Origin of the sequence: Azospirillum sp. TSO35-2 (genome assembly GCF_003116095.1) — a bacterium.
Lineage (GTDB): Bacteria > Pseudomonadota > Alphaproteobacteria > Azospirillales > Azospirillaceae > Azospirillum.
Genome location: NZ_LGRA01000018.1, coordinates 900,621 through 916,207, shown reverse-complemented (window position 1 = coordinate 916,207; position 15,587 = coordinate 900,621). Strand labels below are relative to the sequence as shown.

The following is a 15,587-nucleotide window of genomic DNA, read 5'->3' as shown; positions in this document are numbered from 1 at the left end:
AAGAAGAGAGGATGGTGAGGGTGGTCAAGGTCCTGTTCGTCTGCACCGGCAACATCTGTCGGTCGCCGACCGCCGAGGGGGTGTTCCGCCAGCTGGCCGCAAACGCCGGGTTGGACGGCGTGGTCGCCGCCGATTCGGCCGGCACCCACGGCTATCACGTCGGCGAGCCGCCCGACCCGCGCACGCGGCGCGCGGCGCTGACCCGCGGCGTCGACCTGTCGGACCTGCGCGCCCGCAAGGTGACGGCGGCCGACTTCACCCGCTTCGACCACATCCTGGCGATGGACCACGGCCACCTCGCCGACCTCCGCCGCCTCGCCCCGCCGGACGCCACCGCGGCGCTGCGGCTGTTCCTGGATGACGCGCCCGGCTTGCAGGGTCGCGCGGTGCCCGATCCCTATTACGGCGGCGCCGCCGGGTTCGAGGAGGTGCTGGACCTGTGCGAGGCCGGGGCGCGCGGCCTGCTGGACCTCCTGCGGCGCGAGGTTGGGCATCCGATTCGCGAAACAGTCGGTTAACGTCTCGCGGTGTGGCGCCTGCATGGTTTATGCTGATCGTACACAGCCCTTTCGGAGTCTGCGCCAGCCATGACCAGCGCCACCACCGGGACGATGACGTCCGGCGGGATTCTCGACGGCATCGTCCTGTTCGAGGCCTTCACGCCGGAGGAACGCGCGGCGGTGGCGGCGCGCGGCCGGGTGTTCGACGCCCCGTCCGGCACCGTGTTGATGCGCGAGGGCGACCGCGCCGACTCGCTCTACGTGCTGCTCGCCGGCACGGTCCGCGTCGTCCGCAGCGACCCGTTCGGCGGACAGGTGGAGGTCGGGTTCCGCCGCGCCGGCGACTGTTTCGGCGAGATGGCGCTGATCGACGGCGGCTCCCGCTCCGCCTCGGTGATCGCCGCGACGCCGGTGACGGTGTTCGAGCTGGAACGCGACCTGTTCCTCGCCCTGATCTCGCCCTCGCCGGACCTGCTGGCCAAGCTGCTGCGCGAGCTGACCCGGATGATCCGCGACGTGTCGGAGCGGGTGGTGCGCGAGGATCTGGAGCGCCGCACCCGCGCCGCCGAATCGGCGCTGGCCAGCCACCGCGCCATCACCCAGGCGGTGACCGGGCTGGCGCACGAACTCAACACGCCGCTCGGCGTCTGCGTGACGGTGTCCAGCCATCTGCAGGAACTGGCGCGGACCGGACCGGCGGCGCTGGGCGCCGCGGATCTGCAGGAACCGGCGGCGCTGCTGGACGCCAACCTCGCCCGCGCGGTGGAGCTGGTGGAGGCCTTTACCGCCATCGCCGCCTGCCAGAACAACGAACCGCTGGAGGGCCTCGACCTGCGGCAGGCGGTGGCCGACGCCGCCGCGCTGTTCGCCGCCCAGCAGCCCGAGCTGCCGCTGGCCGTGCGGGTGGTGCCGGGCGCCCCCTGCCCCTGGATCGGCTGCGCCCCGCATCTGGACCGGGTGCTGCACCACCTGTTCGCCAACGCCGTCGCCCACGGCTACGCCGGCGGTCCCGGCACCGTCGACGTGGCGATCGAGCCGGCGATGCTGGACGCCACCCCGGCCTGGCGCCTGACCGTGCGCGACCAGGGCGCCGGCATCCCGGCCCGCCACCTGCCGACCCTGACCGACGCCTTCTTCACCACGGCACGGGCGCGCGGGCACAAGGGGCTTGGGCTGGCGGTGGTCTTCAACACGGTGACCGGCCCGCTCGGCGGCCGTCTGGTCATCGACAGCGCCCCCGGCGCCGGCACCACCGTCACCATCACGGTGCCGCAGGAGCTGTGACGGCGCGCCTTACCCGTGCAGGGCGAGCCCCTTGACGGTCTTGTCCACCGCCTTCTTCGGGCCGCGCAGGGCGAGGCCGACCAGATCCGGCGCGTCGGCGTCGTCGGCGCGGAAGACGGCGCGGTTGGCGGCGTCGTGGCCGGTGGTGAACATCGCCGCCACATAGGGCACCAGGGTCAGGCCGCGTTCCAGCGCCGCGTCGCGGACGCTGCGCAGCCGGTCGCGGTCGGCGGTGAAGATCAGGATCGGCTGGCCGAGCATGCGGCCATAACGCCGGTCCGCCGCGTCGATGTACGGCTCGCCCAGCGCCTCGGGCGCCGCGGCGGCGATGCCGGTGGCGAGGAAGGCGGCGACGTTCAGCTTTTGCCACACCGGCAGGTCGTCGCGGATGATCAGCGCGACCTTGGTGTCGAAGCGGACGGGAGCGTCGGGCGAAGCCGACGTGTCGGGATCGGTGTTGGTCATCAGCGTGTCGGGCATGGCGGTGTCTCCTTCGCCGTCACGCTGCCCGATCGCGCCGCCCTCAGTCTGGAACGTTTGTGCACAGATCGCGGTAGGCCGCCGGCGTCAGGCCATAGGCGCGGCGGAACCAGCGGCCGAGATGACTCTGGTCGGCGAAGCCCACCTCCGCCGCGACCGCCGCCGGCGTCTCGCCCGCCGCCAGCCCCCGCCGGGCGCTGCGCAGCCGCAGGCGCACCAGATAGGCGTGTGGCGACAGGCCGAAGGCGTCGCGGAAGACGCGGTTCAAGCGGAAACGGTCGACGCCGGCAGCGCTGGCCAGCTCGTCCAGCCCGACATCCTCGGCCATACGGGCGTGCAGCAGCGCCCGCGCCCGCGCCGCCGCCGGTTCCGTCCGGCCGCGTGGGCGCTCGGGAGTGTCGGCGAGGTGCCCGGCCAGCCGCGCCGCCAGCGCGTCGATGGCAAGGTCGCGCGCCAGCCGCCCCTCGCCGCCATGCAGCGCCAGGAAGGCGGAGCGGATCACCGCGGCCAGACCGGGGTCGTCGGCCAGCGTGTCGCGGAAGCCCAGCGTCGGAGGCTGCGGCAGCAGGCTGCGCAGCGCGTCGGTCCGGGCGGCGAGCAGCGGCACCGGCAGGTAGAGCATGGCGTAGGTGAAGCCGTCCTCGGCCGGGCTGTGGCCGTCATGCGCCTCGCCCGGTTCGATCAGGATGACGCGGCCGGGGGTGCTGGTGTGCAGCCGACGCCGGCAGCGGAAGGCCTGCACGCCCTGTTCGGTGACGCCGACCAGCAACTCGTCATGGTCGTGCAGGTCGTAGGCGTGGCCGCGGAAATGGGCACGGATGGTTTCGATGCCGGTGTCCGCGTCGCGGCGGACCGCCATCCAGTCGCGACCGTTCGGCGTGCCGGCGGTCCGCCCCATCCCTGTCCCTCCTGTTATACCGGCAGGCCAAAGACTTGACCTGCCGTATTGCGTTCAAACGCCACGCAGGCTTTACCGCGCCCGTGTGGGCGCGCCGCCGCCCCAGATCTCTATAGGGGGCGGCGGCCGGCGAACGCTTGACAAGTCAGTTCAAGCGTTCGCCGGTATCACACCCCGGTCAGTAGATCAGTTCGTTCTCGCCGCTGCCTTCGGCAATGACGATCTCGCCGCGGGCGGCCAGATCCTTGGCGAGCTGGACCATGTACATCTGCGCCTCGTCGACCTCGCGGACGCGGACCGGGCCCATGGCGGCCATGTCCTCGCGCAGGATCTTGGCGGCGCGTTCGGACATGTTGGAGAAGAACAGGTCCTTCAGCGTCTCCGACGCGCCCTTCAGGGCGGTGCCCAGCTTCTGCTTGTCGACGGTGCGCAGCAGGGTCTGGACGCCGCTGGGGTCCATCTTCGACAAATCCTCGAAGGTGAACATCAGCGACTTGATGCGCTCGGCGCTGTCGCGGTTGCGCTCCTCCAGCGCGGCCATGAAGCGGTGCTCGGTGGTGCGGTCCAGGCCGTTGAAGATCTCCGCCAGCATCTCGTGGCTGTCGCGCCGGCTGGTGCGGGCGAGGTTGGTCATGAACTCGGTGCGCAGCGTGCGCTCGACGTCGTCCAGGACCTCCTTCTGCACCGCCTCCATGCGCAGCATGCGCATGATGACCTCCATCGCGAAGCTTTCCGGCAGCTGGGTCAGCACGCGGCCGGCGTGTTCCGGGCGGATCTTCGACAGCACCACCGCGACGGTCTGCGGGTATTCGTTCTTCAGATAGTTGGACAGGACCGATTCATTGACGTTGGCCAGCTTGTCCCACATGGTGCGGCCGGCCGGACCGCGGATTTCCTCCATGATCTGGTCGACCTTGTCCTTGGGCAAGGTCTTCAGCAGCAGCCGTTCGGTCGAATCGAACGAGCCGACCAGCGATCCGGTCGCCGACATCTGCTCGGCGAACTCGACGAACAGGCGTTCGATCAGGTTGGCGGACACGGTGCCCAGGTTGGCCATCACCTGGGACAGCTCCTTGATCTCCTCGTCGTCCATCAGGGTGAACAGCTTGCTCGAGTGCTCCTCGCCCAGGGACAGCATCAGGATGGCGGCCTTCTCCGGACCGGTGAGGGTCCGGTAGTCCTCGCGAACCTTCAGCGCCATGTCTCCGCCTCCACCAACCGCGCCGCCGGAATCGCGGCGGCGTCATGAATCCTGCCCCGTCGTTGTAATACGTTCCGATTGGGGGTGCCATCCCTTCGGGAAGGCAAAGAAGGGACAATTTTAACCAAAAGTTCCCTCTCGCCCTCCCAATGGGATTGTCGGATCAACCGAATCGCTTGGCGATCACCGCGTAGACGGCGCGCAGGCCCAGCGCCTCGCCGCCTTCCGGACGGCCGGGGCGGGCCGAGCCGTTCCAGGCGTAGGTGTCGAGATGCGCCCAGGGCGTGCCCTTCGACACGAACTCCTGCAGGAACAGCCCGGCGGTGATGGCGCCGGCGAAGCCGTTGGTGGTGACGTTGTTGATGTCGGCCACCTTGCTGTCCAGCCCCTTGCGGTAGGGCGCCCACAGCGGCAGCCGCCACATCGGGTCGTCGACCGCGGTCCCGGCCTCCAGCAGGTCGCCGGCCAGCGCGTCGTCGTTGCTCATCAGCGCCGGCAATTCGGGGCCCAGCGCCACGCGGGCGGCGCCGGTCAGGGTGGCGAAGTCGACCAGCAGCGCCGGCTTTTCCGAATCCGCCTCGGCCAGGGCGTCGCACAGGATCAGCCGCCCCTCGGCGTCGGTGTTGCCGACCTCCACCGTCAGGCCCTTGCGGGTCTTCAGCACGTCCTGCGGCTTGAAGGCGTCGCCGGACACCACATTCTCCACCGCCGGCACCAGCACGCGCAGCCGCACCGGCAGCCCGGCCATCATCACCATGCGGGCCAGCGCCAGCGCATGCGCCGCGCCGCCCATGTCCTTCTTCATGATCAGCATGGCCGAGGACGGCTTCAGGTCCAGCCCGCCGGTGTCGAAGCAGACGCCCTTGCCGACGATGGTGACCTTCGGGTGTGCCGGGTTGCCCCAGCGCAGGTCGATCAGCCGCGGTTCGCGCGGGCTGGCGCGGCCGACGGCGTGGATGGCCGGGTAGTCGCGGTCGAGCAGGTCCCGGCCGACGATCACCTCCACCGCCGCGTCGAACTCTTCGGCGAGGTCCTGCGCCACCTGGGCCAGTTCCGCCGGGCCGAGGTCACAGGCGGGGGTGTTCACCAGGTCGCGCACCAGGGCGGTGGCGGTCGCCGCCCGCTCCACCTCGCCATGGTCGGCCCGCTCCGGCCAGACCAGGTTGGCGAAGCCCTTGTCCGACGGCTTCTTGTAGCGGCCGAAGCGGTAGCAGCCCAGCGCCCAGCCCAGCGCCGCCCGCGTCGCCGCCCGCTCGTCGAGCGCCGCCCCGGTTCCGGTCGGATCGATGCGGTAGGAGCCGGCCGGCAGCGCCGACGGCAGCCCGGCGAAGGCCCAGGAATCATCGAGCGCCGATACGCCGGCCAGCACGCGGGCGACGGCGCCGTCCGGCCCCGGCAGGAAAACGGTCGACCCGGCCTCGCCGGTGAAGCCCACCGCCTTGACCCAGGCGGCGACGGCCGGCGACTGCGCGGCCAGCCAGTCGGCGAGCCCGGCCTTGGTCACGGGGGTGATGGCGACGGTATCCGGGCCGTCGACGGCAAGCAGGTTGGCGAGCAAGACGAGGAATCCTTCTCACGAGGTCGCGTCACGCATCCGGTGCGGATGCCCATCCCCAAAGGATGGCGCGGCGGACGCCGGCTGGAAAGGGGGCATGACGCAAGGGCGCACCCCGGCGATGCCTCTGGATTGCCGGGCCGCCGCCGGGTTATACAGGGACCATCTGTTTTTGGAGTCTGTCCCGTGGCCGAAGCCCCTTTCAACAAGCATTTCCCGGTGTCCTGGGAAGAGCTTCACCGCAACGCCAAGGCGCTGGCCTGGCGGCTGATCGACCGTGGCCCGTGGAAGGGCATCATCGCGATCACCCGCGGTGGCCTGGTCCCCGCCGCCATCATCGCGCGCGAGCTGGAAATCCGCATGATCGACACCGTCTGCGTGTCCAGCTACGACCACCAGAACCAGCGCGAGGCGATGGTGCTGAAGGGCACCGAAGGGGCGCACGCCGGCGACGGCGAGGGCTGGCTGATCATCGACGATCTGGTCGACACCGGCAAGACCGCGGTCGTGGTGCGCAAGATGCTGCCCAAGGCGCATTTCGCCACCGTCTACGCCAAGCCGGCCGGCCGGCCGCTGGTCGACACCTTCATCACCGAGGTCAGCCAGGACACCTGGATCCACTTCCCCTGGGACATCGAGCTGCAGTTCTCGCAGCCCATCGCCAAGCAACGCAACGGCTGACGCCCGGCGCCGGTCCGGCACGGTTCATTACGTAAAAATTTACCGTTGCCGGACTACAAACGGCCGACATCGGAGTTCCGGGGACCGGACGGCGCCACCCGCCGTCCATCCCGGCTCCACCTTCCCGCGTCACAACTCCGCGTCGCCCCCTCCCGCGCATGACCGACGACAGCTCAGACGATCTGCGCCCCGACGAGGTGCATCAGGAGGAACTGCGGCGCAAGATCGACGCCCTGGTCGCCCGCCTGCCCGCCAGCCTGGTCTATCATCTCCTCAGCGAGATCGAGGGCATGGACAGCGAGCCGACCGACCGCGTCCAGCTCGTCCGCCAATACGTCATCGAATATCTGAACCGCCAGCGCACCAACCGCGCCCGGCGCCTGTTCACCACCCTGTTCGAAGCCTTCCTGATCGACGACGACGTGCTGTACCACGCCGGCGTCTCCATCCCCGGCATGCTGCAACGGGTCGACGTCGGCGCCCTGTGGGAGGCGCTGAGCCGCGACGCCTTCCCGCTGCTGGCGGTCGAGGCGCAGGAGATGCTGGACGAGATGGCGTGCGGCGAGGTGATCGACCGTGTGCTGCGTTCCCCCGTCGCCACCGTGTTGAAGGAGCGGATGCGGGTCGCCGCGGTGAAGCATCTCGACGCGATCGTCGGCAACAAGAAGGCGGTGGAGGAACTGCTGGCCGGGATGTCGCGCAACCGGCCGCGCCGCACCCGCCTGATGTCCGGCTTCCTGGAAAAGACCCCGGCGATCGACGCCGGCACGCTGCGGCTGATGCATCTGATCCTGGCCGGGGCCGAAGGGCCGCTGAAGCTGGTCGCCGACCGGCTGGAGGATGTCCCCGCCGCCTGCGCCGGCGAGGCCGAGACCAACCGCCGGGCCGACGAGCTGCTGGACGCGACCGAGGCGCTGCGCGACCGCTGCAGCGACGAGGTGGCGAACCTGCTGCCGCTGTCGGTGCTGACGGTGAAGCGCAATTACGGCGTCGCGGCGCTCTACATCCGCCAGAGCGGCGTCGATCCCGGCCGCGGCGATGCCATGACCGCGGCGCTGACCGGCCACTTCATCGGGGTGACGCGGGCGCTGACCGCGGCGCTGAGCGTCATCCTGAAGCTGAACGAGCGGGTCCCCGGCTCCGCCATCCGCCCCAGCGCCAAGGAGAAGGCGCGGCTGGAGGCGCTGACCCAGCGGCTGGACCAGTTGATCCACGCCGTCACCGCCGCCGGCCTGATGGAGGACCGGCGCAGCGAGCCGGCCTTCCGCAACGCCTGGACCCAGGCGGCGAAGATCATCGGCTCGCGCGTGGCCGCGGTGGCGCTGGAACGCTCGGCCCAGGCGGCGGCGGCCCGGCGCCAGCCGGTCATCGACCACGCCGACATCGTCTGGCTCGACCGGCTGCTCTGGCAATGGCAGGGCATGTCGCGCGACTTCGGCTTCGAGACCTACGACCTGGTGAAGTGGCGCGAGACGCTGCTGGAGGAGCTGCGCGCCAACGTCGAGAAGGCGATGAAGTTCGAAGAGACCGACCCGTTCGACGAGCGGATGGAGCATCTGCTGCGCATCAACGCGCTGAGCGGCGTGTTCGGCCAGCGGATCAGCGCCTGGATCCCGACCTTCAGCCACAACATGACCCGCCTGCTGTCGCACCGCCTGGAACGCGGCGGTTCGCTCGGCCCCGACGAACAGGCGATCATCGACGACCTCGTCGCCACCGCCCGCACCGAAGTCGGCAAGTCGCGCTATTGGAAAAGCAACGAGCTGATGGACCTGATCGAACTGTCGGAACGCGCGCGGTCGGTCGGCTAGGCCCGGCCGGCAGGCTCGGGCAAGCACGCGGGGCGGTCGGCACGCTGCGACCAATCCGCGCACACACGCAAAAACGCGGGTCAGTCGCCGTTTCCGGCAACACCCGCGACGATCAACTCTCGATGTCCTTGGGAAGGAAAATGGTGGAGCCGAGGAGGATCGAACTCCCGACCTACGCATTGCGAACGCGTCGCTCTCCCAGCTGAGCTACGGCCCCACACTCACGCCGTCCCGTCAGTCGTCGTTCCGGCGTGGCGCGGTTATTGTCCATCACGGGGGGTGCTGTCAAGCGCTTGATTCGGAAAAAATGAAAAGCGGTGCGCGGGCCGTCGCGGCGTCCGGTCCGCCCGCTTTGCCGATCCTTGTCGATCCCCTGTCCATCCCCTGGGCCGCGTCCCGCTCCAATGCTTCACCGCGGGATGGCCACACTGGACAGCCCTTGCCGCTTGTGCTTAGGGTGCCCGGAAAACGCTGGCGCCCGCTTTCCCCGTGCGCGCGGCCGTCGCAAAAAACCGCTATGGAGCAGGCCCGGCATGATCGCGCTGTATGTGCTCATCGACACCATCCTGAATCTCTTCTTCTGGGTCCTCATCCTGTCGGCGGTCCTCAGCTGGCTGGTCGCCTTCAACGTGGTGAACACGCGCAACCGCGCGGTCTACGTCATCGGCGACTTCCTGTACCGGGTCACCGAACCGGTGCTGCGCCCGATCCGCCGCGTCCTGCCCAGCATGGGCGGGCTCGACCTGTCGCCGATCGTGGTGCTGCTGCTGATTTCCTTCGTCCAGAACCTGATGGCCCAGTACTGGCCGCGCTTCTGATGGCGGCCCCGGCGCCCTCCCCACTCGAGCCGGTCGGCGACGGCCTGCGGGTGACGCTGCGGGTGACGCCCAAGGCGTCGCGCAACGCGATCACCGGGGTGGCCGACAGCGCCGGCGGCGGACGGGTGTTGAAGGTGGCCGTCACCACCGTGCCAGAGAACGGCAAGGCCAACGAGGCGGTCATAAAACTGTTGTCGAAGGCGTGGAAACTGCCCAAGACCAGCCTGACGGTGGTGGCCGGCGCCACCGACCGGAACAAGATACTGCATGTGGCCGGGGACCCGGCGGCGCTGATGCCGCGGCTGACGGGTCTGATCGGCGACCTGAGCGAGGGTGGAGAGTGAGCATGGCGGACGCGACGATCATCGACGGCAAGGCCTTCGCCGCCGGCCTGCGCAAGCGGGTGGCGGAGGGTGTGGCGGCGCTGAAGGCCAGCCACGGCGTCACCCCCGGTCTGGCCGTGGTGCTGGTCGGCGAGGATCCGGCGAGCCAAGTCTATGTCCGCTCCAAGGAGCGTGCGCTGGTCGAGCTGGGGATGAACAGCTTCGACCATCACGAATCGGCCGACATGGCCGAATCCGACCTGCTGGCGCTGATCGACCATCTGAACGCCGACCCGGCGGTGCACGGCATCCTGGTCCAGTTGCCGCTGCCCCGCCACATCGACAGCCAGAAGGTGCTGGCCCGCATCGTCCCGGAAAAGGACGCCGACGGCTTCCACGTCGTCAACGCCGGCCTGCTCGCCACCGGCCAGCCGGGCGCCATCGTGCCCTGCACGCCGCTGGGCAGCCTGCTGCTGATCCGCGACACGCTGGGCCGCGACCTGAAGGGCAAGCGGGCGCTGGTGCTCGGCCGTTCCAACATCGTCGGCAAGCCGATGGCGCAACTGCTGCTGCAGGCCGACTGCACGGTGACGATGGCCCATTCCCGCACGGTGGATCTGCCGGCGGAGTGCCGCCGCGCCGACATCCTGGTCGCCGCCGTGGGCCGGCCGGAGATGGTGCGCGGCGACTGGATCAAGCCGGGCGCCACCGTGATCGACGTCGGCATCAACCGCGTTCCGGCCGCCGAAGCGGGCAAGACCCGGCTGGTCGGCGACGTCGCCTTCGACGAGGCGGTGAAGGTCGCCGGCGCCATCACGCCCGTTCCCGGCGGCGTCGGCCCGATGACCATCGCCTGCCTGATGCTGAACACGCTGGCCGCCGCCTGCCGCGCGGCCGGCGCCCCGGTGCCGGAAGAGGCATCCCTCGGGAACGCCCAAGGGACCACCCGGTGATCACCGTCCACGCCCGCAGCGACGGGCGGGTGGTGCGCCAACCGCTGGAACTCGGCGAACCCTTGCCGGCCGATGCGGTGTGGATCGACCTTCTGCGTCCGAACGAGGCCGAGCGCGCCCATGTCGGCGCGCTGACCGGCTGCGACCTGCCGACGCGCGAGGAGATGAAGGAGATCGAGGCGTCCAGCCAGCTCTATGTCGAGGGGGAGGGGCTGTACATGACCTCCTCGATCATCTCGCGCGCGACCTCGCCCCACCCGGAACAGGGCGAACTGACCTTCGTGCTGACGCCGCGCCACCTGATCACGCTGCGCTACACCGAACCGCTGCCGGTCATCACCTTCGCCGCCCGCAGCGTCCGCCAGCCCGAGCTGCTGGCGACCTCGGAAAGCGCGCTGTTCGGCCTGCTCGACGCGGTGATCGACCGGGTGGCCGACGTGCTGGAGCTGGTGGGTGGCCGCATCGACGAGCTGTCGGCCCGCATCTTCGACGATTCGCTGGATGGCGGCGGCTTCGGCAAGGCGGCCAAGAAGCCGGACGAACTGCAGGACGTGCTGCGCGGCATCGGCCGCGCCGGCGACCTGACCCACAAGGTGCGCGACAGCCTGGCCGGCCTCGACCGGCTGGTGGTGTTCCTGACCTCGGTCAGCGGCGGGCGGCTGAACAAGGAACAGAAGACCGCGCTGAAGACGATGACGCGCGACTTGCGCTCGCTGACCGAACACGCCGGCTTCCTGGCGCACGAGGCGAACTTCCTGCTCGACGCCACGCTGGGGCTGATCAACATCGAGCAGAACGCCATCATCAAGATCTTCTCGGTGGTGTCGGTCGCCCTGATGCCCCCCACGCTGATTGCCTCGGCCTATGGCATGAACTTCAAGCACATGCCGGAGCTGGACTGGGAGTTCGGCTATCCCATGGCCATCGTGCTGATGGTGCTGTCGGCGGTGGTGCCGCTCTGGTACTTCCGCCGCCGCGGCTGGCTGTAGGCACCGGATCCGACAACAAGCCCGACACCAAGGACGACGCCGATGACGACCATCCTGCCCGACGCCGCCCTCGACGCGCTGCTGGCGCAGGATGTTCCCTACGGCGACCTGACCACCGACCTGCTCGGCATCGGCGACCGGCCGGCGCGCATGCGCTTCGCCGCGCGCGGCGCCATGGTGCTGTCCGGCACGGAGGAGGCGGCGCGGCTGATCGTGAAGGCCGGCGGCCAGATCGACTCCGTCGCCCCCAGCGGCACCGGCCTGGAGGCCGGGGCGGTCTTCCTGGAGTCGCACGGGCCGGCCGGAGCCCTGCACCGCGCCTGGAAGATGGCGCAGACGCTGACCGAATACGCGTCGGGCATCGCCACCCGCGCCCGGCGGATCGTCGACGCCGCCCCCGGCGTGACCGTCGCCTGCACCCGCAAGAACTTCCCCGGCGCCAAGGACCTCAGCGTCAAGGCGGTGCAGGCCGGCGGGGCGGTGATGCACCGGCTGGGCCTGTCGGAAACACTGCTGGTCTTCCCCGAGCACCGCGCCTTTCTGGCCGCGCCACCCGAGAGCTGGCTTGCTGAGCTGCGCCGCAAGGCGCCGGAAAAGAAGATCGTGGTGGAGGTCGGGTCGATCGACGAGGCGGTGGCCGTCGCCCGCGCCGGTGCCGACGTCATCCAGTTGGAAAAGCTCTCCCCCGACGCCGCCCGCGCGGTGATCAAGGCGACCCGCGACCTGACGCCGCCACCGGTGGTCGCGCCCGCCGGTGGGGTGACCGAGGCCAACGCCGCCGCCTACGCCGCGGCTGGCTGCCGCCTGCTGATCACCTCGGCCCCCTTCTTCGGCCCGCCCGCCGACGTCCAGGTGACGTTGGAACCAGCGTGACCACGAACAGGAGCATCACACCGCGACGGTGAGTCGCAGGTCGCATTCCATCGCATTCCGAGAGTTCAAAGCCCTTCCGCGCCACCGCCGCGTGCGGCACAGTCCCTGCGCGGACGGGATGGCGGATGGGCCGCCATCCCCGCTGCACACAAGGAGTGAAGAGGACGATGCAAATCCTCAAGCTCCTGATCCTGGCGTTGGAGATCGTCAAGCGTCTGCTTGACCTCTTCCGCTAGAATCGGGCCGGCGGGCAGGGGGGCGGAATCCCCCTGTCCGCCAAGCCTGATATTGCCTCAACCGTGTCCGCAGTCAACCGGTGCGAACGCCCTTTCGGTCACTCCGCGGCGAGCCCACCGCCCAGTTCGATGCGCACCTCCACCACGCCGGGCTCGTCCAGGTTCTCCTTGCGGACGAAGCCCAGGGCCCGGCACATGCCCAGCATGTTGGTGTTCTCGCGCAGCACCTCGCCATAGACCTCCCTGATGCCGCGGGAGCGGGCGTAGTCGAGGATCTTGTTCATCAGGATGTAGCCCAGCCCCTGGCCCTTCATGTCGGACCGCACCATCACCGCGTATTCGGCGCGGCGGTTGTCGGGGTCGGCGGTGATGCGGACGACGCCATACATGATCGTCTCGCCGGTCTGCGGGTCGGGACCGACGGCGATCAGCCCCATCTCGCGGTCGTAGTCGATCTGGGTCAGCCGCGCCGCGGCTTGGTGCGACAGCCGTTTCAGCGGCGCGAAGAAGCGCAGCCGCAGGTCTTCCGCCGTCTGGTTCTCCACCAGATGGTGCACCAGCGGCTCGTCCTCCGGCAGGATCGGGCGGACGAAGAATTGGCGGCCGTCCTTGATGGTGATGCGGTCTTCCAGCGCCTTGGGATAGGGGCGGATCGCCAGCCGTTTCGCCCCGGCCAGCGCCGGCACGCCGACCTTGATGCGGGCGTCGAGCGCCAGCACGCCCTCGGCGTCGGCCAGCAGCGGGTTGATGTCCAGCTCGGCGATCTCGGGGAAATCGACGACGAGTTGGCTGACCTTGTTCAGCGTCAGCGCCACCGCGTCGAGATCGACCGCCGCGCGCGAGCGGAAACCCTGCAACTGCTTGTGGATGCGGGTGCGGCTCATCTGCTCGGCCGCCAGCTTCATGTTCAGCGGCGGCAGGGCCAGCGCGTAGTCCTCCACCACCTCCACCCCGATGCCGCCCTCGCCGAACAGCAGGACCGGGCCGAACATCTCGTTGTCGGTCATGCCGACGATCAGCTCATAGGCGTCGGGACGGACCGCCATCTCCTGGACGGTGAAGCCCTCGATCCGTGCCTCGGGCGCCAAGTCGTGGACACGGGCCAGCATCGCCTCGGCCTCCGCCCGGACCTGATCGGGGCCGGTCAGCCCCAGCGCCACACCGCCGACGTCGGACTTGTGGGTGATGTCGTGCGACAGGATCTTCAGCGCGATCGGGCCGCCGATGACACGGGCGGCGTTGGCCGCCTCCTCCGGCGTTTCGGCGACGCGGGTGTCGACCACCGGGATGCCGTAGGCCGCCAGCACGCGCTTGGCCTCGAACTCGCTGAGCCAGTCGCGCTTTTCCGCCATGGCGCGGGAGATCACCTTCTTCACCGTGATCTCGTCGGGCTGGAAATCCTCCGCCACCGACGGCGGGGTCTCCATCAGCAGCTGTTGGCTGCGGCGGTAGCGCACCAGATGCATGAAGGCGCGCACCGCGTCCGACGGGCCGCTGTAGGTCGGGATGCGGCTGGCGGCGAACGCCTTGCGCGCCTCCACCGCCGATTGGTCGCCGATCCAGCTGGTCAGCACCGGGTGCCGGCGCGCCTTGTTGGCCTGCACCGTCTCGACCACCGCCTGGGCGATGGCGGCGCTGTCGGTCAGCGCCGACGGGCAGTGCAGCACCAGCACCGCGTCGTTGTTGGTGTCCTGCATCAGCGCGTTCAACGCCTCGGCGTAGCGCTTGGGCGTGGCGTCGGCACCGATGCGCAACGGGTTGCGGAAGGGCGTGCCGCCGGGCTGCGGGCCCAGCGCCTTGACCAGCGCCTCCTGCGTCTCCGGCGCCAGGGTGGCGAGCTTGCCGCGGGCCTGGATCAGCTTGTCGGTCGCCATGACCCCCATGCCGCCGCCGTTGGTCAGGATCGCCAGCCGGTCGCCGGTGATCGGCACGCCGGTGCCCAGCGTCCCGGCGGCGTCGAACAGCTCGGCCAGGTCGTTCACCCGCAGCACGCCGGCGCGGCGGAACACCGCGTCGTAGACGGCGTCCGACACCGCCAGCGCCCCGGTGTGGGAGGCCGCCGCCTCCTGCGCCTCGTCGGAGCGGCCGGCCTTGATGACGATGACCGGCTTCTGGCGCGAGGCGGAACGGGCGGCCGACATGAACTTGCGGGCGTGCGTGATGCTCTCGATGTAGAGCAGGATGGCGCGCACCGTGACGTCGGAGGCGAGATAGTCCAGCAGGTCGCCGAAATCGACGTCGCCGCGGTCGCCCAGCGACACCAGGTGCGAGAAGCCGATCCCGCGCGACGTCGCCCAGTCGGCGATGGAGGTCAGCACCATCGAGCTTTGCGCCACCAGCGCCACGTCGCCCTTCTTGGGCGCCACCGGCGCGAAGCTGGCGTTCATCCCGCGGCCCGGCACCATGGCGCCCAGGCTGTTCGGGCCCAGCACCCGCATCAGGTAGGGCTTGGCGGTGTCCAGCATCGCCTGGGTCTGGTCGGCCGTCATGCCGTTGGTCATGACGATGGCGGCCTTGGTGCCGCGCTTGCCCAGCGCGTCGATGGTCGCCGCCACCGTATCGGGCGGCGTGCAGATGACGCCCAGGTCGGGTGTGATCGGCAGGCTGTCGACCGTCTTGTAGGTCAGCACCCCTTCGACCGCCCGTTCGGTGGCGTTGACCGGCATCACCGGACCGTCGAATCCGGCCTGGAACAGGTTGCGCGCCACCATGGCGCCCACCGTCCCCGGCTTGCGGCTGGCGCCGATCAGCGCGATGGAGGCAGGTTTGAACAGCTTGTCGAGGTTGCGAACGGTCATGACCGGATCCGGTGCTGGGGTAGCCGCCGGTCCCAGTCTGTCACGGGACGCCGACGGTTGTGATGACGGTTTTGAGGACGAACAGCTTGGACGCGGACTTTCATCCAGACCGTTTGCTGCGACGCAACATTAACGGCTGGTATGACCATTGGACAAGAGGGCGTTTCGTCGCGCCCACGGGTCGACG

Annotated in this window: 14 protein-coding genes and 1 tRNA gene; 9 read left to right on the top strand and 6 right to left on the bottom strand. The window is 69.8% G+C overall.

Features of this window, described 5'->3' with window-relative positions:
• Positions 1–20: 20 nt before the first annotated feature.
• Together TSO352_RS15090 and TSO352_RS15085 are read left to right on the top strand one after the other, a co-directional pair.
• Positions 21–518, top strand: a complete 498-nt coding sequence (locus TSO352_RS15090; RefSeq protein ID WP_109108110.1) for a low molecular weight protein-tyrosine-phosphatase — start codon at positions 21–23, stop codon at positions 516–518.
• A gap of 69 nt (positions 519–587) precedes the next feature.
• The gene (locus TSO352_RS15085) at positions 588–1,784 is read left to right on the top strand and encodes a cyclic nucleotide-binding domain-containing protein (protein WP_109108109.1); all 1,197 of its coding nucleotides are present in this window, start codon (positions 588–590) and stop codon (positions 1,782–1,784) included.
• A 9-nt stretch (positions 1,785–1,793) separates the two neighbouring features.
• Here the strand turns inward: TSO352_RS15085 and TSO352_RS15080 are convergent, their stop codons facing one another.
• The 4 genes from TSO352_RS15080 to TSO352_RS15065 all read right to left on the bottom strand — a co-directional run bounded on the left by TSO352_RS15080 (position 1,794) and on the right by TSO352_RS15065 (position 5,921).
• Entirely contained in the window at positions 1,794–2,264 is a 471-nt protein-coding gene (locus TSO352_RS15080) for a DUF2000 domain-containing protein (RefSeq protein ID WP_247872112.1), read from the bottom strand.
• 43 nt (positions 2,265–2,307) lie between these two features.
• Entirely contained in the window at positions 2,308–3,162 is an 855-nt protein-coding gene (locus TSO352_RS15075) for an AraC family transcriptional regulator (RefSeq protein WP_109108108.1), read from the bottom strand.
• A 178-nt stretch (positions 3,163–3,340) separates the two neighbouring features.
• A complete protein-coding gene (gene fliG, locus TSO352_RS15070) occupies positions 3,341–4,363 on the bottom strand; it encodes a flagellar motor switch protein FliG (RefSeq protein WP_109108107.1) in 1,023 nt (340 codons plus the stop codon).
• Positions 4,364–4,526: 163 nt separating this feature from the next.
• Positions 4,527–5,921, bottom strand: coding sequence for a leucyl aminopeptidase family protein (locus tag TSO352_RS15065; RefSeq protein ID WP_109108106.1), 1,395 nt, complete (start codon positions 5,919–5,921; stop codon positions 4,527–4,529).
• A gap of 183 nt (positions 5,922–6,104) precedes the next feature.
• Between TSO352_RS15065 and gpt the strand changes: the two genes are divergently transcribed.
• Positions 6,105–6,599, top strand: a complete 495-nt coding sequence (gene gpt, locus TSO352_RS15060) for a xanthine phosphoribosyltransferase (protein ID WP_109108105.1) — start codon at positions 6,105–6,107, stop codon at positions 6,597–6,599.
• Between the two features lie 158 nt (positions 6,600–6,757).
• A complete protein-coding gene (locus TSO352_RS15055) occupies positions 6,758–8,410 on the top strand; it encodes a hypothetical protein (protein WP_109108104.1) in 1,653 nt (550 codons plus the stop codon).
• A 141-nt stretch (positions 8,411–8,551) separates the two neighbouring features.
• Here the strand turns inward: TSO352_RS15055 and TSO352_RS15050 are convergent.
• Positions 8,552–8,627, bottom strand: a tRNA-Ala gene (locus TSO352_RS15050).
• A 316-nt stretch (positions 8,628–8,943) separates the two neighbouring features.
• On the opposite strand from TSO352_RS15050, the gene TSO352_RS15045 reads away from it, so the two are divergent.
• From TSO352_RS15045 to modD, 5 genes are read left to right on the top strand one after another with little or no spacing between them, the layout of a single operon-like run.
• Complete coding sequence (locus TSO352_RS15045; protein WP_109108103.1) at positions 8,944–9,228, top strand: YggT family protein; 285 nt, start codon at positions 8,944–8,946, stop codon at positions 9,226–9,228.
• Positions 9,228–9,572, top strand: a complete 345-nt coding sequence (locus tag TSO352_RS15040; RefSeq protein WP_109108102.1) for a DUF167 family protein — start codon at positions 9,228–9,230, stop codon at positions 9,570–9,572. The genes TSO352_RS15045 and TSO352_RS15040 overlap by 1 nt, the downstream gene beginning before the upstream one ends.
• Positions 9,573–9,574: 2 nt before the next feature.
• Positions 9,575–10,504, top strand: coding sequence for a bifunctional methylenetetrahydrofolate dehydrogenase/methenyltetrahydrofolate cyclohydrolase FolD (folD, locus tag TSO352_RS15035; protein WP_109108101.1), 930 nt, complete (start codon positions 9,575–9,577; stop codon positions 10,502–10,504).
• Entirely contained in the window at positions 10,501–11,493 is a 993-nt protein-coding gene (locus tag TSO352_RS15030; protein WP_109108100.1) for a magnesium transporter CorA family protein, read from the top strand. Before folD ends, TSO352_RS15030 begins: the two co-directional genes overlap by 4 nt.
• A 42-nt stretch (positions 11,494–11,535) precedes the next feature.
• The gene (gene modD, locus TSO352_RS15025) at positions 11,536–12,366 is read left to right on the top strand and encodes a ModD protein (RefSeq protein WP_109108099.1); all 831 of its coding nucleotides are present in this window, start codon (positions 11,536–11,538) and stop codon (positions 12,364–12,366) included.
• A gap of 334 nt (positions 12,367–12,700) precedes the next feature.
• Here modD and TSO352_RS15020 read toward each other — a convergent pair whose 3' ends face one another.
• Positions 12,701–15,400: a bifunctional acetate--CoA ligase family protein/GNAT family N-acetyltransferase gene (locus tag TSO352_RS15020; RefSeq protein ID WP_109108098.1), complete on the bottom strand. Its 2,700-nt coding sequence runs from the start codon at positions 15,398–15,400 to the stop codon at positions 12,701–12,703.
• Positions 15,401–15,587 lie beyond the last annotated feature (187 nt).